This is a genomic window from Adhaeribacter sp. (assembly GCF_057359045.1).
Genome location: NZ_JBMQUD010000087.1, coordinates 48,380 through 68,671, shown reverse-complemented (window position 1 = coordinate 68,671; position 20,292 = coordinate 48,380). Strand labels below are relative to the sequence as shown.

The 20,292-nt window shown below is 43.7% G+C and carries 14 protein-coding genes; 9 read left to right on the top strand and 5 right to left on the bottom strand.

Annotated features, from left to right (window positions below; translation table 11 throughout):
* From ACO1R6_RS13845 to ACO1R6_RS13830, 4 genes are all read left to right on the top strand, one after another.
* Nucleotides 1-1,506: a neutral/alkaline non-lysosomal ceramidase N-terminal domain-containing protein gene (locus ACO1R6_RS13845; RefSeq protein ID WP_486265464.1), complete on the top strand. Its 1,506-nt coding sequence runs from the start codon at nt 1-3 to the stop codon at nt 1,504-1,506.
* A gap of 257 nt (nt 1,507-1,763) precedes the next feature.
* A complete protein-coding gene (locus tag ACO1R6_RS13840; RefSeq protein WP_486265463.1) occupies nt 1,764-3,173 on the top strand; it encodes a neutral/alkaline non-lysosomal ceramidase N-terminal domain-containing protein in 1,410 nt (469 codons plus the stop codon).
* Nucleotides 3,174-3,262: 89 nt separating this feature from the next.
* Nucleotides 3,263-4,192 carry a sugar phosphate isomerase family gene (locus tag ACO1R6_RS13835; RefSeq protein ID WP_486265462.1) on the top strand — a complete coding sequence of 310 codons (930 nt, stop codon included), beginning with the start codon at nt 3,263-3,265 and terminating at the stop codon, nt 4,190-4,192.
* A 252-nt stretch (nt 4,193-4,444) separates the two neighbouring features.
* A complete protein-coding gene (locus ACO1R6_RS13830) occupies nt 4,445-5,164 on the top strand; it encodes a DUF4397 domain-containing protein (protein ID WP_486265461.1) in 720 nt (239 codons plus the stop codon).
* A 333-nt stretch (nt 5,165-5,497) separates the two neighbouring features.
* On the opposite strand, the gene ACO1R6_RS13825 is transcribed toward ACO1R6_RS13830, so the two are convergent.
* Nucleotides 5,498-6,565: a LacI family DNA-binding transcriptional regulator gene (locus ACO1R6_RS13825; RefSeq protein WP_486265460.1), complete on the bottom strand. Its 1,068-nt coding sequence runs from the start codon at nt 6,563-6,565 to the stop codon at nt 5,498-5,500.
* A gap of 905 nt (nt 6,566-7,470) precedes the next feature.
* Here ACO1R6_RS13825 and ACO1R6_RS13820 point away from each other — a divergent pair.
* The 5 genes from ACO1R6_RS13820 to ACO1R6_RS13800 all read left to right on the top strand — a co-directional run bounded on the left by ACO1R6_RS13820 (nt 7,471) and on the right by ACO1R6_RS13800 (nt 15,793).
* On the top strand, nt 7,471-9,561 hold the full coding sequence (locus ACO1R6_RS13820) for an alpha/beta hydrolase family protein (RefSeq protein WP_486265459.1): 2,091 nt from the start codon (nt 7,471-7,473) through the stop codon (nt 9,559-9,561).
* A gap of 91 nt (nt 9,562-9,652) precedes the next feature.
* On the top strand, nt 9,653-11,017 hold the full coding sequence (locus ACO1R6_RS13815; RefSeq protein WP_486265458.1) for a dipeptidase: 1,365 nt from the start codon (nt 9,653-9,655) through the stop codon (nt 11,015-11,017).
* Nucleotides 11,018-11,316: 299 nt separating this feature from the next.
* Nucleotides 11,317-12,354, top strand: a complete 1,038-nt coding sequence (locus tag ACO1R6_RS13810; protein ID WP_486265457.1) for a Gfo/Idh/MocA family protein — start codon at nt 11,317-11,319, stop codon at nt 12,352-12,354.
* 370 nt (nt 12,355-12,724) lie between these two features.
* Nucleotides 12,725-14,017, top strand: a complete 1,293-nt coding sequence (locus ACO1R6_RS13805) for a dienelactone hydrolase family protein (protein ID WP_486265456.1) — start codon at nt 12,725-12,727, stop codon at nt 14,015-14,017.
* Between the two features lie 219 nt (nt 14,018-14,236).
* Nucleotides 14,237-15,793, top strand: a complete 1,557-nt coding sequence (locus ACO1R6_RS13800; protein ID WP_486265455.1) for an FG-GAP repeat domain-containing protein — start codon at nt 14,237-14,239, stop codon at nt 15,791-15,793.
* Nucleotides 15,794-15,904: 111 nt separating this feature from the next.
* Here the strand turns inward: ACO1R6_RS13800 and ACO1R6_RS13795 are convergent, their stop codons facing one another.
* The 4 genes from ACO1R6_RS13795 to ACO1R6_RS13780 form a co-directional block, all read right to left on the bottom strand.
* Entirely contained in the window at nt 15,905-16,315 is a 411-nt protein-coding gene (locus ACO1R6_RS13795; RefSeq protein WP_486265454.1) for a hypothetical protein, read from the bottom strand.
* A gap of 25 nt (nt 16,316-16,340) precedes the next feature.
* Nucleotides 16,341-16,541: a hypothetical protein gene (locus ACO1R6_RS13790; protein ID WP_486265453.1), complete on the bottom strand. Its 201-nt coding sequence runs from the start codon at nt 16,539-16,541 to the stop codon at nt 16,341-16,343.
* A 132-nt stretch (nt 16,542-16,673) separates the two neighbouring features.
* A complete protein-coding gene (locus ACO1R6_RS13785) occupies nt 16,674-19,493 on the bottom strand; it encodes a hypothetical protein (RefSeq protein WP_486265452.1) in 2,820 nt (939 codons plus the stop codon).
* 57 nt (nt 19,494-19,550) lie between these two features.
* A complete protein-coding gene (locus tag ACO1R6_RS13780) occupies nt 19,551-20,288 on the bottom strand; it encodes an SGNH/GDSL hydrolase family protein (protein WP_486265451.1) in 738 nt (245 codons plus the stop codon).
* Between the last annotated feature and the right edge of the window lie 4 nt (nt 20,289-20,292).

Genomic DNA, 20,292 nt, shown 5'->3' with positions numbered 1-20,292 from the left:
GTGCGTAATAGGTCTCGTGGAAATCAGAGGAGCCATCTGGCATCAGCCGCTAAATCATTAGGGTACTTAGTACTTTGTTGGCTACTGGCGCTTGGCTGGGGTAATGGCGCTTTATACGCCCAAGCTGCCGGTAGAATTTTTAAGGCTGGGGCAGCCGTCAGTAATGTTACCCCACCCTTAGGTGCCGGTATTGTAGGTAATTTTGGCGATCCGCCGCCTGCCGAACGCATTCACGATCAATTGCACGCCCGTTGCCTGGTGCTCGACGATGGCGAAACGAAGCTGGTTTTTGTGGTGGTCGATAATGTGGGGATTAGCCGGGAAGTGTTTGATGCGGCCAAAAAGCTGATCCAGGAGAAAACCGGTATTCTGCCGGAACGGATGCTGATGTCGTCTACCCACACGCATTCGGCTACCAGTGCCAGCGGCATTGGTACCAAACGCCGGGGCTGGAATTATGATAAACCTTTAGACGAGTACCAGACGTTTGTGGCGCAACGCATTGCCGATGGTGTACGCACCGCTTTAAATAATCTGCAACCCGCCCGCATTGGCTGGGGAGTAGGCAAAGTGCCGCAACATTTATTTAACCGCCGGTGGCTGATGAAACCCGGCACCCCTAATATTAATCCTTTTGGCGGCCAGGATAAAGTACTCATGAACCCCGGTGGAAGTAATCCTAATTTACTGGAACCCGCCGGACCAACCGATTCCGAAGTTTCGTTTATTTCAATACAATCGGTGCAGGGAAAACCCATGGCTTTGCTCGCCAATTATTCTTTGCACTATGTGGGCGGCGTACCTAAAAACGATATTTCGGCGGATTATTTTGCTGTATTTGCCGATCGTATCCAGGAACTGTTAAAAGCCGACCGTCAGGATCCGCCCTTTGTTGCCATGATGACCAATGGTACTTCCGGCGATGTAAACAATGTAAATGTGCGGGGACCCGCCGAGAAACAGCCGCCCTATGCTAAAATGCAGATAGTAGCCGACGACGTGGCTCAGGAAGTAATGCGGGTTTACAAAACCATTCAGCACCGCGATTGGGTACGTTTGCAATCGGCACAAACCGAGTTAAGTTTAAAAGTACGCCAGCCCAGCCCCGAAATATTAGCTTACGCCAAAAGTGTATTGGCTAAACCTGAATCGGAAAAGCCGGTGCACCGAAACGAAAAAGATTATGCCCAACGGGTACTCCAAATAAAAGCCGAATGGCCCGAAAATATTAAAGTTATTCTGCAGGCTTACCGCATTGGCGAGGTAGGCATTGCCACCATTCCTTTTGAAGCGTTTACCCAAACGGGCCTGGATATTAAAGCGAAAAGCCCCTTTAAACCTACTTTTACCATTGAACTGGCCAATGGCAATTACGGGTATTTGCCTACGCCCGAACAGCACAAATTAGGTGGTTACGAAACCTGGCTGGGCACCAACCGCGTCGAAGTGGAAGCATCCCGTAAAATCACCAACGCATTACTAGACTTATTAGGTAAGCTAAAATAATTACGACAACCTAACAGGAGGTAATAATAACAAGAGGTAATAATTAGAATATTAAAAGGCGGAAAATCAGGAGTACTGAAACCTACTTCTATGAATTATAAAAAAAGTCAAAAATGGAAAAAACTACCCGTATTATATCAATATTTCGCTGCCAGTTAAAAGAGGGCATTCAATCCGGTTATTTTAACTCTCCGGAAACTTACTTTCGCCGGGTGGGCTGTTTTATATTACTTATATTTTGCTCTAACCAATTTTTGATGGCGCAAACCACCGTCACCGGAAAATTATTCCGGGCTGGGGCGGCTACCAGCAATATTACGCCTAAAATTGGTTCGTCTATCAATGGCAGTTTTAAAGATGCCAAAGCGATCAATATTCACGACGAAACGCATGCCCGGGGCATTGTGCTGGACGATGGGCAAACCCGCTTAGCCATGGTGGTAGCTGATCTGTGCATGGTTTCACGCGAAATTCTGGATGAAGCCAAACGGCGGGCGTACCAGGAAACCAATATTCCTATTGAAAATATAATGATGTCGGCTACTCACACGCATTCGGCGGGTACGGCCTGCAGTATTTTTCAGAGTGAAGCCGACCCGGCGTATGAAAAATTCCTGAGCGAGCGCATGGCCGATGCCGTGATTCGGGCAAATAATAATCTGGCGCCGGCCCAGATTGGGTGGGGAGTAGGCCGGGAGCCCACGCAGGTTTTTAACCGCCGCTGGAAAATGAAACCCGGCACCAAATTAACCAATCCGTTTGGCGGCGAAGACAAAGTACTCATGAATCCCGGTATTGCTAATCCTAATCTGGTAGAACCAGCCGGACCAACTGATCCGGAAATATCGGTTATCGCCTTAAAATCGCTTACCGGCAAACCCATTGCTTTACTCGCCAATTATTCTTTGCATTACGTGGGCGGTACGGGTAAAGGCGAAATTTCGGCAGATTATTACGGCATGTTTGCCGACCGTATGCAGGAAATGATGCGGGCCGATCGCCAGGAACCACCCTTTGTGGCTATTATGTCGAACGGTACCAGCGGCAATATTAACAATATAAATTTTGGCGGCGCACCGCGGCCGGCTGTGCCCGCTTATACCCAAATGCGTTTGGTGGCCAATACAGTAGCCGCCGAAACTTTTAAAACGCTGGAAAATATTACTTATCAGAATTGGGTATCGTTGGGAGCAGCGCATAAAGAAATTACCCTGGGCGTACGCAAGCCTAACAAAGAAGAGGTAAAACGGGCGAAAGAAATTATAGCCAAAGCTAAAGGGCCGGTAATGGATACCCGCGATGAAGTATATGCCCGCGAAACTGTTTTAATGAACGATTACCCTAAACAAGTGCCACTATTATTGCAAACCTTCCGGTTAGGCGATTTGGCAATTAATGCTATCCCTTGCGAAGTTTTTGTGGAGATTGGCTTGGAATTAAAAGAAAAAAGCCCTTTTAAAAACACCTTTACCATTTCGTTGGCGAATGGCTACAACGGTTATTTACCCACATCGGCACACCACGAATTGGGTGGCTACGAAACCTGGCGGGCCCGCTCCAGCTACCTCGAAGTAGATGCTTCAACTAAAATTACAACTACTTTATTTGAGTTGCTAAATAAACTGAAAGCCGACCAACCTGCTGCCCAAGCTGCTTCCGGTAAATAATATCAATAGTTTAATGCAAGCTTTTTAATAGATATTAAACCTTTTTGGTTACATCCTCTTTAAAAAATCATTCATCTAAAATAGATAATATGGCCCGTAAAATCAGTTCTATTGCACCCGATTGGTGGGATTACACAACCCTTGATAGTGCTCTTATAAAAGAAGTGGCCCAACTTACACCCGAAAACATGCTGCAACTTTCGCGGCCTGGGTTTAAAGTGGTATTTTATGATACTTTAGAAGAATTTTATTTGGCCGAAGCGCTGGAATATATTACCGCCTGGAAACAATCTACGCCGGATAACCCGGTAGGGATTTGTGGCCCCATTGGCCCTACGGAGCAATTGCCTTTGGTAGCCCGCCTGGTAAACGAATTAGGATTATCGTTAAAATCAGCTCATTTCTGGGGTATGGACGAATGGTATATAAACGGCAAAGAAGCCCCGGCAAATCACCCGCTTTCCTTTGAGAAAGCCGACCGGGAACTTTGTTTTAACCTAATAGATAAAAAACTGGTAATGCCCGACGAGAACCTGCATTTTCCAAAAGCCGATCTGGAAACTTTCCGGAAAAGTTGGGAAGGTGTGCGTTGCGCAGTAATGCAGGGTGGGCAGGGCGATATTAAACACTGGGCTTTTAACGACCCGCCTAAACGCGAAGGGCAGTATAAAGACAACCCGCCTACACCCGCAGAATACCGGCAACTAGGTACCCGCATAGTAGATTTGCACCCGATTACTATTGCCCAAAATGCCCGTACTTCCGGCGGTGGTAATATTACGCTGGTGCCTACCCAAGCCATAACCGTAGGACCAGTAGAAACCTGGAAAGCCGAAAAAGTTTCTATCTGGCACGCCGGTAAGCACGATAATCCGTTTGGGCAACGCCTGACTACTTTTATGATTTCCCAGAATATCCCGGATACGGCGGTACCCATGTCGTTGCTGGCCGATCACCCCAATGTGCAGTTTAATTTTTACCGGCCAGGAATTGGTTCTTGTGCGGTAGAGATGCATTAATCTGCATTTCAATTCTCAGAACAAAGCGGTTTATCTAAAAAAAGGTGCCAGGAAGAAAAAAAATATCACCAATTAAGCTACTGGCTTTAAAGAGTATAAGACAAATGTGTTGGTTTTATCCAAAGGGCATGCAACCAATATTTTAAATTGGGGGTCGTTTTAATGTATGTACTGCGTTGCACTTTGCGGCCAAAGCTGTAAAGTTTAATTAAGTAAGTACAAAATGAATGTATCACCAATAACCAACAATCAATGAAAAGCTTTTTTAAGAACAAATCATTAAAGCAAATCAGTCTTTTTTTACTTTCGGTTTTAGCGTTTTCTTTTACTTCTTGTAATAACGACGAAGGAGAAGCTCCGGAGCCAACCCCTACCTCTTACGTAACTTTTTACCATGGCTCGCCGGATGCGCCTGATTTAAATATTTACGTAAACAACCAGAGCATTAATTCGCAGGCGTTTAAATATAATTCTTACTCAGATTATTTAAGATTTTTAGTTGGTAACCAAAAAATAAAATTTACCCCGCATAATGCGGTAAATGCCTTTATTGATACCACCATAAATTTCAAAGAAAATAAAATTTACTCTTTGTACGTGGTAAACAAGTTGCAGGACATAGAATTATTAGTGATTCAAGACAGCGTAATGACCCTGGGTACGGGTATGGCCGGTTTAAGAATTGTGCACGTTTCGCCGGATGCTCCCGCTATAGATGTGGCAACCACCGGCACCGGTAGCAAATCGGTAGCCTCCAATCTTAAATTTAAAGAAAATACCTTATTTACAGATGTAACTACCGGCAAACAATCCCTGCAAATAAAAAAGACGGGCACCAGCGATGTGTTACTTTCTTTACCCGACCTGACGTTTGAAGCCGGAAAATCTTATACGGTGTTGGTGAGGGGTTTTGTAACGCCGCCCACCGGCAATACCAATATTTTAAGCGCCCAGTTTATTAGAAATTTCTAAGCTACATAAACTGTAGAGCTTGTAAAACATTATTTTGTTTAACCAGCACGTAAAACCCCAAAGTTAGCCAGGTTTGTAATTACCTCGCTGACTTTGGGGTTTTAAGTTTTAAGAATAATAGCCTATTTAAATGCATTGGCTTAAATTATTTAAAATAGAAGACCAATAATACGAATTAGCATAAAATACCTCCAAAAGGGAAATACAAATTATTCCCATCCCACCAGTCATTCCCGGCGGGAATCTTCTGCCTGGAAAGCATAACAGGTAAATTCAGCGTTCTGTTTATTACCGGTTTTACTATTGGGTATAGGATAAATATTTATTTTTTAATTAAGTAAATACCGGGGCTTCAATTGTTAAAGGGGCTATATTGTGCGGTATATTTATTCCTGAAGTAGATTCGCGCACGATTAACTTACCCGGTAATACCACTTCTTTGGGAGTAAAATGCTTTTTATTGATGTGTTTTAAAAGCAAATCGCAACTAATCCGGCCGATGTCTAAGGCTGGTTCGGCCACGGTGGTTAAAGCCGGCGAAATAATACTGGCCATAGGATCGTTTGTAAACCCAACTACTCCCATTTCTGTACCAATGGCAATGTTACATTGTTTCAGGGTCAGCATGGCACCAATGGCTTTGCGATCGTTTACCGCAAAAATGGCATCCGGCCTTTGCTCGGCTTTTAGCAACTGGTAAACCCCGGCTTCGCCCGATTCCTGCGAAAATCCACCGTGAATGATCCATTCTTCCCGCACAGGTAATTGATATTTTGCTAACGCATCTAAATAGCCTTGCAAGCGGTTTTGCGTAAACAATAAACCCGGTGCCCCAGCCAAATGGGCAATTTGCCGGTAGCCTTGATGAATCAGGTGTTCTACGGCTTCAAAGGCACCATTGTAATCGTCTTGTACTACTTTAGAAGTATTAATTTTACCCGCTACCCGATCGAAGAAAACAATGGGTGTGCCGCAATCTATTACTTCCTGAAAATGCTCGCAGGAATCGGATTGCGAGGATATACAAACCAATAAACCATCCAGGTTGCTGTTAGTTAAATTTTGTATCACCGCCCGTTCTGTTTCGGGGCAATCGTTGGTAACGTACAACACAATATTGTAGCCTTTGCTATAAGCCACTTCCTGAATTCCGGTAATAACGGTGGCAAAATAATAATTAGCAATGGCCGGCAAAATAATACCAATGTTGTGGGTTTTATTATTAACCAACCCGATTGCGTTTAAATTAGGCTTGTAATTTAGCTGGGCTGCCATTGCCAATATTTTTTCCCGCGTTTCCTGGCTCACATCATAAGTATCGCGCAAACCTCTGGATACCGTAGAAACCGATATTTTTAGTTCGCGGGCAATATCTTTAATGGTGGTAAAACGATGTTTCATAAAAATCAGGGCTAATAATATGTACCAATGTTTATTTGTAATGTAATGTATGTCAGAATTTTAACCTACATCAGTTAAACAGTTGCCTGTATACCTTCAAGTTTGGGCTGTAAATACACCGTGCATTTACTGAATATGAATAAACTTTATTTTAAGGCTGTTCAAATTATTTAAAACATTTAACTACTCAGTTTCAACCTACAAATCGGGTATTTAGCTTTCATGTAATTATTTAACCAAGATTAAGCCTTAATGCTGATTCTGCCAAAGGAATTTATTCAATATTTAAGATAATCCCAAAAAATAACTTATCCGGATAATCCATCTAAATATTGCTGAGGCCGGCCCAGGTAAATAGTAATGTTTTTCGCGGTGTTATCTATTACTATAACATTGATCAGCTCTATCTTATGGAAACTTTAAGAAATATTTCGATAACGTTCTCGCTCTTTTATTAGGCAGTTTAGAAATTTCAATCTCGATTTATTCTTATTTTAGCTAAACTAAAAAGAAGCAGCAGCACGGCTGCTGGTATTAATAAAAGTTTTCTACGCTAAACCTGAGCAATGCTTTGCCAGGATAACTGCGGGCCAATTGCTGTTAACCTTTTGGGCAAGCCCGGAAAAAGATAATGATGCTATATTTATTAGGGGCGGAAGCACCAACGGCAATAATAGCATTCTGGTTGTGGCAGATGGAGAACAGGTTTGAAACGCAAGGGTAGTTTAATGTACGCCGCTGGGAAATGGTCCCGCAGCTATCAAACATTCTTCTAATCTTAAAACTTATTTTATAATCGGGTTTATAAAAAATAATAAATATTTAGTTTAAGGCTAAGAAAGGGTCAGGTACAAACCTGGCTTTTTCTTTTATTAACTACCTATCACTGCATCCATCGTATTATTATGAGAAATAACCGCCGCGAATTTTTAAAACTGGCCGGGGTTACCGGTATGGGGTTAGCCGGAGTTAATATTTTACCCGGTCAGGCCGGTTTACATCCTGTTTCTACTAACCTGGTTAATAATTTCCCGGCACCTGAGCTGGCACCTTTAAACCGGTTTTCCCGAATGGTTCAGGAACATTTTGTAAACCAGGTGCAGGCAATAGAAAACACAGCTAACCAGCAAAGAGCTGCCCTAAAAACCAAAGCAGATGCAGAAGCTTATGTGCAGCAAGTAAGAGAAAAAATACAGCGCAGCTTTGGCCCCTGGCCCCCCAAAACTCCTTTAAAGGCCCGCGTTACGGGTATTTTAAAGCGCGACGGCTATAACATAGAAAAATTAATTTATGAAAGCCGACCAGGATTTCCGGTAACGGCCAACCTCTACGTACCTCAAAATCGAAAATTGCCTTTGCCGGCAGTTTTGGGTACTTGCGGCCACGGCGATGCCGGTAAAGCCATGGGCGTTTACCAATCTTTTGCGCAAGGTCTGGCCCGGCAAGGCTACGTTGTTTTAATTATTGATCCCATTGGTCAGGGAGAACGGGTGCAGTTTCTTTCACCGGATTTAAAGCCACGCCACGGAATTGGGGTGCCGGAACATAATTACGGCGGCAATCAAATGCTTTTAACCGGCGAATCTTTAGGTTCGTGGTTTACCTGGGACTGTATCCGGGGAGTTGATTATTTAATATCGCGGCGCGAAGTAGACCCGAAACATATTGGTGTAACGGGTAACTCGGGCGGCGGAACCCAGGCCACCTGGCTTTGCGGGGTAGAGCCCCGCCTAACCATGGCTGCCCCCAGTTGTTTTGTAGTAGGTTTTGGCCGTAACTTGGCCAACGAGCTTCCCGCTGATCTGGAGCAATGCCCACCAGGAGTACTTAGCCTGGGTTTAGATCATTCCGATTTTATTGCGGCAATGGCGCCCAAACCAGTAATATTGCTGGGGCAGGAGAAAGATTTTTTTGATGCCAGGGGTGCTGAAGAAATGTATAGCCGGCTAAAAAAGCTGTATAAATTATTAGGGGCCGAAGACAACATACAGCTTTTTTTAGGTCCGGAATACCACGGCTACTCCCAGCATAATCGGGAGGCCATGTACGGCTGGTTTAATAAAGTAACAAAACAATCTGATGCCCAAACAGAACCAGCCTTAACGTTAGAAAAAGAAGCAGATTTGTGGTGTACCCCGCGCGGACAAGTAGGCGCTACAAATCCTAAAAATATTTTCTCTTTTACCAAACAGCTTTCCCAATCTTTTAAAAAGAAAAGGCCCGCTCTATCGAATGATGACTTGAAGAAAGAAGTACAAGCAACCCTTAAAATTCCGGCACATACCGGCACGCCAGATTACCGCATTTTACGCCCGGTAGCCAATCGGCAATATCCGCGTAAATTTGCGGGTATTTACGCTGTACAAACCGAGCCCGGAATATTTGCTTTGGTATACCGGTTGCACGATGCCAGTTTGCTTTCGCGCCCGCCCGCCGGGGCTAAGCGGGCAATATTATACCTGTCGCATCACTCTGCCGACCAGGAGTTGCGGCAGGAACCTTTGTTAACCGAACTGATTAAAGAAGAACCCGATACCCCCATATTTGCTGCCGATGTGAGAGGTATTGGCGAATCCAAGCCGGTAACCTGCGGCGATGATTTTCTGGCTCCTTACGGCAATGATTACTTTTACGCGGCCCACAGCCTCATGCTTAATTACCCGTACGCAGGCCAAAAAACTTTCGATATACTCCGGGTTATCGACTGGCTTACCTCTTTTTGTCATACCGATATTCACCTGGTGGCAAAGGGTTGGGGTGCCATTCCGGCCACCTTTGCCGCTTTGCTATCCGATCCCATTACCCAAGTTACCCTTAAAAATGCCCTGACGAGTTATGCCGATATTGCCGAAAATGAAGAATATAATTGGCCTTTGTCGACGTTGGTGCCGGGCGTGCTTAAAACTTTTGATTTACCGGATTGCTACCGTGCCCTGGCCGCTAAAAAATTGCGCCAGCTAGAACCCTGGTCGGCCATGGCTGGCAAAACCAGCTAGTTGCAGTTAATTGTGAAGCACAGAAAGAAAGTATTATCCTGCCGCCCTCCAGCTTATCTTTTATTCTAAACTTAATAGTAAGCCTCATGATATGGTACAAAAGCGTAGAGCATTTCTTAAGCTGACGGGTGTAGCCGGCCTTACCCTGGCAAGCGGCAATATTTACAAAAGTTTTGCTGCTGCACAAGAAACTAAACCAGACAATGGAATGGGATCTACTAATTTAGCGACAACTCCGGAGCCTGCCTTCCGGATGAACGAGCAAATAAAAAACGATTATGACCTGGCTTTACACATTTTAAAACCCACCAAAAAACAATTAGAACGCGGCTTAAAATTACACCAGGAGTCGGTAGTGATAGATGGTTATGGATTTATGCCCCGCGCTGCCGTAGATGGTGATGCCCTGACCGCCGCTATAAATAAACAAGCCTCGCCTCTGGAAATACAGGATTTGCAAGAAGATATGTGGATGAGCCGCATTGTTACAAATGAGCGGGAACAAGCAGAGTTTAAAAATGCCTGGAAAGCGGCCGGGGTTACCTGTGTTATTCAGAATGCCGGCGAAGAAGGAAACGAAATTAAACGTTTGCTCAAGCGGCTGTCGCATTTTACCTACACCACCGATATGCTGCGGAATTTTGTGCGCAAAGCCGTAACCCCTGCTGATATTTTACTCGCCAAAATGCATAATAGCCACGCCTTGTATTTTACCGGAAACGGCGTGCCTTTGCCCCAGGAGTGGGTATCGGTAGAGGAGGAGTTACGCTACATTCAAATATTTTTTAAGCTAGGTATCCGGATGATGCACTTAACTTACAACCGCCGCAACCCCATTGGCGATGGCTGCGCCGAACCAGCAGATGCAGGGTTAAGCGATTTTGGCCGGGCCGTTATAAAAGAAATGAACCGGGTAGGGGTAATTGTAGATATTGCGCATTCGGGCTGGCGTACCAGCCTGGAAGCTGCCCAGGCTTCGGAAAAGCCCATGGTAGCCAGCCATACCACCGTGGCCGCCCTGCATAAACACATCCGGGCCAAACCCGATAATGTAATCCGGGCCATTGCCGATACCGGTGGTTATATTGGTATTTGCTGTATTCCGCGGTTTTTAGGCAGCACCGGCGATATTGCCGCCATGATGCAGCATATAGATTACGTGGTAAAGAAATTTGGCAGCGACCACGTGGCCATTGGCACCGATGTGGCTTATACGTCTCAGTTTACCGCCGAAGAAAACAAAAAAATTCCAGCCTACCGTAGGGGCCGAGACCGCTGGGAAGCGCTGTGGCCGCCAGATGATTTTAAAGAAACACCCGCTATGATACAAAGTCTGGCCTGGACCAATTGGCCGCTTTTTACAGTAGGCATGGTACAAATGGGCTATTCCGATGATGTTATCCGGAAAATACTGGGCGATAATGTGCTGCGGGTTACCCGGGCCGCCTTAAATTAAATATTTACTTTTAATATCCGGTTTAAGCTCTAATTGATTTACCAGGGAAAACTCCGCTAAGATTTATTTCTTTGTATTTGCCTCGTTCATTTAATGGGTACTTATTTATAACTGGTTTTAATTTGAATAGATTTTATAAATCTATTCACTCCCATATCAGTTTAAATTCCGGTTCATACCTAAAAATAAATATCTTTACGGCTCCTGCTACTGGGTAAACTAGAGCAAAAACGCCTGATTTATTCTTCTAAAGGAGTATATTGGGCTACCGTAGCATTTAGTATTTTATTAAAAGATAAATGAAAAACTGGAATTTTGGAATTATTGGCGCCGGCATGATTGCCGATATTCATGCCAAAGCAATTAAAAATTTAGAGAATGCCAATTTAGTAGGAATTTGCAGTTCCGACCCGGCCAAAGCCCAGGTACTCGCCGAAAAATATCATTGCCGGGCTTTTACCAATTATAGCGAAATGCTGCGTTCTCCTGATATTGATATAGTTACCATTGCTACACCTAGCGGCCGGCACATGGAACCTACTATTGAAGCAGCCCAAAACGGCAAGCATGTACTGTGCGAAAAGCCTTTAGAAATAACACTGGATCGTATTGATCAAATGACCGAGGCCCACGCCCAAGCCGGAACTTACCTGGGCGGTATTTTTAACTTTAGGTTTAATGAAGCAGTAGCTACTTTAAAGCAAGCCGTAGATAGTGGCCGCTTTGGCACTATTAGTTATGCCTCGGTGCACGTGCCCTGGTGGCGCACCGATGAATATTACCAAAACAGTTGGCGGGGTACCTGGAAACTAGACGGAGGCGGTGCGCTGATGAACCAATCTATTCACATGATAGATATGCTGCAGTACATGATGGGGCCATTCCATTCGCTGCAAGGGTATACCGCTACCCGTGGCCATGACATAGAAGTAGAAGATACCGCCACGGCTATTGTAAAATTTAAAAACGGTGCCTTAGGTGGTATTTACGGGACTACCGCCTCTTTCCCGGGGCAGTTCCGGCGGATAGAAATTACCGGCACCAACGGCACCGCTATACTGGAAGAAAACAGTTTTAAAGTTTGGCAGTTTGCCGACCAAACCGAAGAAGATGCTGCTATTTTAAAACGGTTTAGCGCCATTGAAGGTGGAGGTGGGGTTTCGGATCCGGCAGCTATTACCTATCAACCCCATCAAAAAAATATTGCGGCTTTCATTGAAGCAATTGAAACCAATCGGCCTTTTGAGATTAACGGGGCGGAAGCCCGCAAAGCAGTAGAAATAATTCGGGCCATTTACACCTCGGCCCAGAATGGAAAAGAATATTTCTTTAACTAATTATTAATTAAAGTATAAAATATAAGCTTTCAGCGCTTTATGTTCATGAAGTCAATTGCTGTAGATTAATAACGAAGAATTTATTCTATATAATTTAATAGTTACTGAAATTCCTGTTTGTCTATAAGCTCGGGAGCTTTATGCACAAACAGGAATTAATCTTTTAGCCGTTTACCCGATATAAGTCGTCTCGGTAACGTTCTCGCATTTTTATTCCCTGAATCGCTTGTATACAACTCCTAAATACAGCATCTTAAATTCCGTTCAGGTTACCAACAGAAATATTTCTGCTATTTTATAAATTATGTAAAGCAGAATATCTGACTGAGGTTTGATCTGATATTTAAATCTAAATGAAACCGTTTCAGAAATGAAAAATAATCGTAGAAGTTTTCTTAAACTTAGTAGCTTGGCCGGGTTAAGTGTAGCCGGAACCGGAATTTTGAAAAGTTTTGCCGCTGTAAATATGGGAAAGAATACTCCTCCAGAAATTAACATCCCGGATAATCAGGTAAATGCCGGCGAACAAAGTATAATCGGGCTGTATGGTGCCTGGGCAAATGCTTTAAATGCAAATAAAATACCGTCCTTATCGTTTCGGAATACGAAATATACAGATTTAGAAAAATGGAAAAAGGAGGCTAAAGCGCGGGTGAGTGAGCGCCTGGGCATTCCGGCCATTGGCGGTTTACCCAAAGTTACGGTTAAGAAACAATACACCTACGATGGTTTACACATTGAAGAAATTAGCTGGCAACTGCCTTATGGCCGGCCTACCGAAGCCATCTTATTAAAGCCGCAGAACGCCAAGGGTAAACTACCGGGCATATTGGCCTTTCATGACCACGGCGGAAATAAATATTTTGGCTGCCACAAAATTACCCGCACATCGGCAGCACAGCACCCGTTAATGAAAGATCACCAGGAACATTATTATAGCGGTTTTGCCTGGGCCAACGAAGTTGCAAAAAAGGGGTATGTGGTTTTGGTTTCGGATGCTTTTGCATTTGCCAGCCGGCGGGTTATGTTGCAGGATGTACCCACCCGGCAAAGGAATGGCTTAACCGATGCAGCCCCGGAAAACCATGCGGGTATTGCCGATTACAATAAATGGGCCGGAGAACACGAGCACGTAATGGCTAAATCGTTGTTTTGCGCCGGTACTACCTGGCCGGGCGTATTTTACGCCGAAGACCAGAAAGCCCTGGATATTTTATGTGCCCGCCCCGACGTAGATGCCAACCGGGTAGGTTGCGGCGGTCTTTCGGGCGGCGGGTTGCGCACGGTTATCATGGCGGGCCTCGACCCAAGAATAAAATGTGCGGTAGATGTAGGTTTTATGAGCACCTGGCAAGACTTTTTGCTGAATAAATCTTTTACCCACACCTGGATGACCTACATTCCTTTATTGCCGAATGAACTGGATTTTCCGGATATACTTAGTTTACGCGCGCCACTGCCAACTTTGGTATTAAACGATAGCGAAGATCAATTATACACCCTGCCGGAAATGCAACAGGCCGAAAAATTATTAGCCGAGGTATACAAAAAAGCGGGCGTTTCCGATCGTTTTAAATGCTCGTACCACCCCGGCTTGCATAAATTTGACCAAAAAATGCAAACCGAAGCTTTTGCCTGGTTCGATAAATGGCTGAAAGCTTAATATTTAAGATAATCTTTTTACTGTCTTAAATTAACAGGCTTAATCATGCTTTTAGCTGTAAGTGAAAAATCAATCTGCAGCTAGCACAATCTGGTTGCAGGGCCCCACAGGAAAGGAATAGCATATACATTTTTAATGACTCTTGTTCAGAAAAAGAAATCTAACCCGAAGCTTGTAAGAGGCAAACTATTCATTTTCGGCGGATTAGCATTGTTGCTATTGTGCACGATAATTTACCTGTGTTTAAAAACGTCCGCTATAAATAAAGTACATCACTCCGCCCAAGAAGAAAAAACTAACCTTTACACCAATGAGCTTGCTTTAAGTGTGGATCGGGGCCGGGTTTTGGCCACTCAACATTGCCAATCTTGTCATTTGTTGCCCAATCCTAATTTATTAGACAAAGAAAACTGGCCGGCTGCTCTGGCTATGATGGCGCCACGCTTAGGCATTTATTATTACCAGGGCAAAGGCTATCCCATCTTTACCGATGTTGACCAAAGTGTTTACCCGGCAGAGCCAGCCATGAGCAACGCCGATTGGCAGCACATTATTGATTATTATACGGTAAGTGCCCCGGCAGCTTTGCCTCTACAAAAAAGACCGAAAAAAATAAAAAGAACACTGCCTTTTTTTTCGGTTGAGTTGCCGCAACCTATGTTTTTCCGGCCAGGCAACACAGCTTCTTACGTAAAAATTGATACTTCTGTAAATCCCCACCGGTTGTTTGTAAACCGGTCCAGCAGCAACACGCTTTATCTTTTAAATAATAAATTACAGCTTTTAGATTCCCTCCAAACCAACGGCCCCTTGGTAAATATACATTTCGCCGGGAATACTTTAGTAGCCTGTAAAATAGGCACCGACCTCTTTGGAAATAATGCTAAACTGGGCCAGCCCATTCAGCTACAGATAAACCAACGCGGCAAACTACAAGCTGCTACAGATATATTATTCGACAGTCTGGCGCGGCCTCTGCAAATTACCAGCGTAGATATTAACGGCGATAACAGAAAAGATTACCTGGTGTGCGAATTCGGGAATATGTTTGGCTCTTTGCTTTGGATGGAAAATCAAGGCAATGGTAAATATATCCGGCACAATATCCGGGCTATACCCGGAGCAACCAAGGCTATAATAACGGATGTTAACCACGATGGTCGCCCAGATATTTGGGCGCAGTTTGCCCAGGGCGAAGAAACCATTTGTTTATTTATTAACCACGGAAACGGCCACTTTAGCCAGCAGCAGGTATTGCAATTCCCGCCCACTTACGGCTCTACTTCCTTCGAACTACAAGATTTTAACCACGATGGTTTCCCGGATATTCTGTATACCTGTGGCGACCGAGGTGATGGTATTGGTCAGTTAAAGCCTTATCAGGGAGTATATATTTTCCTGAATAACGGGCAGAATAAATTTACCCAAAAATATTTTTTCCCGGTAAATGGGTGTATGAAAGCCATGGCTTGCGATTTTGACCAGGATGGAGATTTAGATATTGCCTCGATTGGCTTTTTTACGGATAATCAACAACCAGAAGAAGGCTTTATTTATTTAGAGAATAATGGCCACTTAGATTTTGAACCTTTTGCCCTTCCAGCCAAACTAAATTTTACCAAGGCAACCACTTTAGATGTAGCTGATTTAAATGCCGATGGCAAACCTGATATTGTCTTGGGCCACGGATTTATGGGCAATAAGGCCATGAATGTTCCTAATAATATCAAAAAATCCAGATGTCCGGATTTAAAAATCAAAATGTCCATTTTTTAACAAAAATCAAAAAAATCTCAGTTTTTTAGCTGAGATTTTCCATTTAAATGCTTTGATGTGAAGCTATTTTTTTGTATTTTTAATTGTTATCTATGCCCTTTTAATACGGTTTTAAATACCTTTTAAGTAGTTAGCGGCTACAAAAACGAGCACCGAAAACAACAAACAAATTAGCTTAAAGCTGGCCGCTATTCGTTCGGGCTGTTTATTATGCTTTGCTCCAAAGTTCCTGATAATTACATCTAAATCGCTGGTTTGCCCAACATAATTTAAAGGTAAGCCGCGATATTTATTAAGCCGCCTATCAAATAATACCCAAAAAGCTGCACTGGCCAATAACCAATAAGACACCAGAACATATACATTCTGAAAGGCGAGTAAGCCTAAGCACCCAAATATCAGAATGCGGATATAAACATTAACCTGGTGAAATGTTTTCTTTAAGCTATCCCATACGCCGTTTGCCTCTATTTGGAAATAATCTTTCCGAGCGGCTAACAAAGGATAAAGTATTACTGGCAACAAAGAAAAGCATAATTGGAATAATTTAAACAGCATTGCGGTTATTCCAGAAAATAGCGAAACCAGCAACCAGCACGCCTAAAATAAATATAACAATAGAGGACATTTCGAATTGACCATCATTACCGCCGTTTTCTACTAAGGCCACAATAAGCCAGCTTAGCATTAACCACCAGATAGATTTTGGAACGCCTGCCAGCGCTCCTTTTAATAATTTGTTTAGCATAATTTTTTTAATTAAGGTTGAAAGTTTTAGAGTAAAGATTAAATTTAAATATGGAAGAAAACCCTAATCCTAAAGTAATTGCTTGGGCGCTGATTGGCTGGGCTATATTAGTTTGCTTGTTGGTATAGTATCTTATTCGACAATTGCGACCCACTCAACAACTACAGTAAAGTGCGGCATAACATTAGCATCGGTGGTACCGAAAGCGCCTATCCATTGCCCCGTGTTACCCGGAATAGTACCAAGTACACTTACCAACATTTTCTCGAAATACCCCTGCATATTAGGGTGGGTATCGGGGGTATAGCGGGTGTAACCCGCATTCTTGAGGCTTATATCGGCAAAGGTAGTTTTGGTACCGTTGGTGTCTTTTTCCAATACCAGTCTAGCGTTGGCGCTGGTGCCTTTGTAAGGGCGGCGAACCATTACGGTAATGGACTGCACCATGCCGTTAATAATGCCGGAGCTGCTACCATCCTGGTAAAACCAGCGCAAATCTTTAAGGGTAATAACCGTGCGGTTTAGGCCATTAGACTTTTTATCTACAGCGTTAAATTGTAAATCTGTTAAGGGGTTGAAAACCGGCAATCCGGAGGTGCTCGTATTACCACCCAAATCAATTACCTGCTGAGCTACATAATAATAGTATATCTCGCCTACAGCCGGGGTAGACCAGGTGCCCTGTATCTGCCACCACTTTACATTACTTCCATCGGTGTAGCCGATAATGTCCGTTATCACGCCGGCGTTACTACCATCGCGCTTAAATAACCGGGTACCCTTACCAATAGATTTAAATAAACGGAGCGTGGCACTGTTTTCGTCGTTGGTGTTATCGGCAATAAGTATAGAGCCACCTGGCCCTACAGCGCCCACGGTTAAGCTAGGTCCACCTCCAAAATTTACGTGGCCAATAGGGCGTATATTGGCCGGTGCGGTATTGGTGAACTGGGTGTCTTTAATCGTTACCAAATCCACTTTACAACCTTCTACCTGACCATAAAGGTTATGATCGCCGGTGCCATTAATAAAATGGCAGCCATCTACTTCTAAAATCTTAGGGCTAACATTAACATAAGAGCCAACTTTTAAACGACGAAGCGTAAGTTTATGAAAACCGGTAGCCCCTCCCATACCATCGATAATTACTGAATCTTCGAGGGTTAGGTGGTTGCTCATTTTATCGGGTTCACTGTCTTTAAAAGTAGACCGTCGAATGTCTACTATATTGCTCATGGTAACCTGGAGTGTAATTTTAGGCGCGTAAATATCTTCCAGTAAGCCATATACCGTGGGGCGTAAAGAGAATATGGTATTTGCATAACCCTGGGACTGGGTACCATCCGGGCGCGGGAGCATGGTAAACCCTGCCATTCTTATGGTTTTTAGTGCTGGTATGGTCCGGTTGCTGATGTTGTAGAGCCTAGGTTTACCACATGGTGTTTTCCCGGAGCTGCCAGGTGTATCGCGCCAGGCATCGTTTAAACTAAACTCAATCGGGGCTGTAAGTGTAACAACTTTGGTAGCTGAATCTACTTTATCGATTGTAGCAAACGAGTGGTACCGGGGTGTAGTCGGGAAGCCATAGAACAATTGGTCGAATCCTTCCAAGAATAAATAATCACCCGCTTTTACATTTATAGCTTCAGCGATATTTTTAAACTCAATTGTTTTACTGCCGGCTGCCACTGTTTTAATAAGGTAATCAGGAATCTGGCTGTACTGTACTTCCGAATCAATAAAACCAGGATGATACAGCGGTTCGCCAGAAAGGTTTTGCAGCGAGGTACCATAACCAATCAATTCTATGTGCTCTACTCCAACTATTAAATTATTCCAGGAAGTCTGTACTATGCCTTTCGGCCAATCGGTTAAAACAAATTTGCCTTTGTTGTACCCGAACATCCGGGCATTAAGAAGTTTAAAAGCCTCGGCATTGTCTATTCCTTCGCCTGCCTTTACGCCATATTCCTGTACATTTAAATAGGTAGTTTGCTCTTGCTGCTGGTCAAACCCAGGTAGTTTCTTCCAGCACAAAAAATTATCGGTAGGGCTTCCTAATGTAGCCGGCAGGGCTTTAAAATAATAGCCGGCATTATTGCTGTTGAAACTTAACCCAGGTATTTGCTCAGCACTTAATAGCGGTGAAGTAGGGTCTACAGCATATACAGTAGGGCTGTCAGCCGTAGCCACATAAAACCGGGCCTTTGCCGTATTAACATCGGCAATTTGGGTAAGAATATATTTTTTACCATCGGTCGCGTTATACAGATAGGTTGGTATGGTTCCGGATGACGGGTTACGGGCATAGGCTGGCCGCTTAATGTTGCGGTAAGAAGAAGGAAACTCCGAAGGCCCGTTATTTATTTGATAATTGCGGTTTTCAATACGTTCTGCATTAGGTATGGCCTCCAACTGAGCATAAGAAGTATAACCCAGGGTGTTCGCTGCGTTGGTGCTAACAGCTAGACCTTCGGTATTAAGTTTAAGAATTACATCCGGTGCAAACATGTCTTCGGTAATACTGCCAGGCTGCGGGGTACTGCTTTGCTGGGCTGCTTGCTGGGCAGCGGTGTTGGCAGCAGTGGCCTGCTCGGCGGCAGTGGCAGCACTGGCGGCACTGTTACTGGCAGAGGTTTGCGCATTTTGGGCAGCAGTATTGGCGGCTGTTACTTGGTTAGCTGCGGTGGTTGCTGCGGTTTGGGCCTCCTGTGCGGCAGTATTAGCAGCGGTGGCAGCATTGGCAGAGGTAGTAGCAGCAGTTTGGGCGGTTTGAGCGCTAGTAGCAGCTTGCTGAGCCGAGGTAGCAGCATTGGCGGCATTAGTAGCCACCTGCTGAATAACAGGGTCATTAGGGTTTTCGGAGTTGTTTTCGATTTCAAAAACGACCTCTTGTTTTAGGTGTTTTTTGCCAACACGTGCTAGCGTAGGAAGAGGTGCAAGGTTACTCATTATTAAGAAAAAACTGTATGCTTAACTATATAAAACAAGCCCAGGTTGGGCTTATTTCTATTTCAATAAGGGGTTTAAGACAGTAAAAATTTCGCTAGCTATATTGCTCATTCCCACATCACCAGGATGAATGCCAATGCCAGGGTTGGACCAAAGAGGATCAGGATTATCGTTTTTGGCTAGATTAATCGGTTCAGTGAATTTAGATAAGTTTGCCAACTTAGCCCCGGTATTTTCTGCTACCTGCTTTATAGCTAAATTTTTTTTTGAATCTGGGAAAAAAGGCAAACAAATAATTTTAGAACCTTTAAATTGATTAATTAAATCGGTATACTTATTTATAAATACATCTGGGTCGCTCAACGACACATTCTCACCTAATTGGAATATAGCCACATCAGCTTCAAAAGTAGTTAAAGCCGAATCAAGCTTTGGTTGCATTTCATAATTGCGCTCCCATTCAGATAAATTAGTTATTCTTAATTTAACCTTCCGCTTCAATTTGCTTTCTATTTTTACAAATAGAAGATGTGCAAAATCTTTACTCATAGAACTAGCCGCCATACCGCTTAGTTTGTTCCATCCTATCCCTGGTGCTATCGAGTGCAATGTAAGGCTATTCCCTACAATTAAAACCTTGTATTCTTTACCTGTAAGATTATTAGTTGTATCAATGAACGAGACAATTTTAGCACGATTCATAGCGGCTAAATTCCCTTTAGGGTCTGCGGTTTCGTTGGTCTTTTGGTTGCAAGAAAAAAGCACCAGTAATAAGATTAATCTAAGTATTTTCATAAGG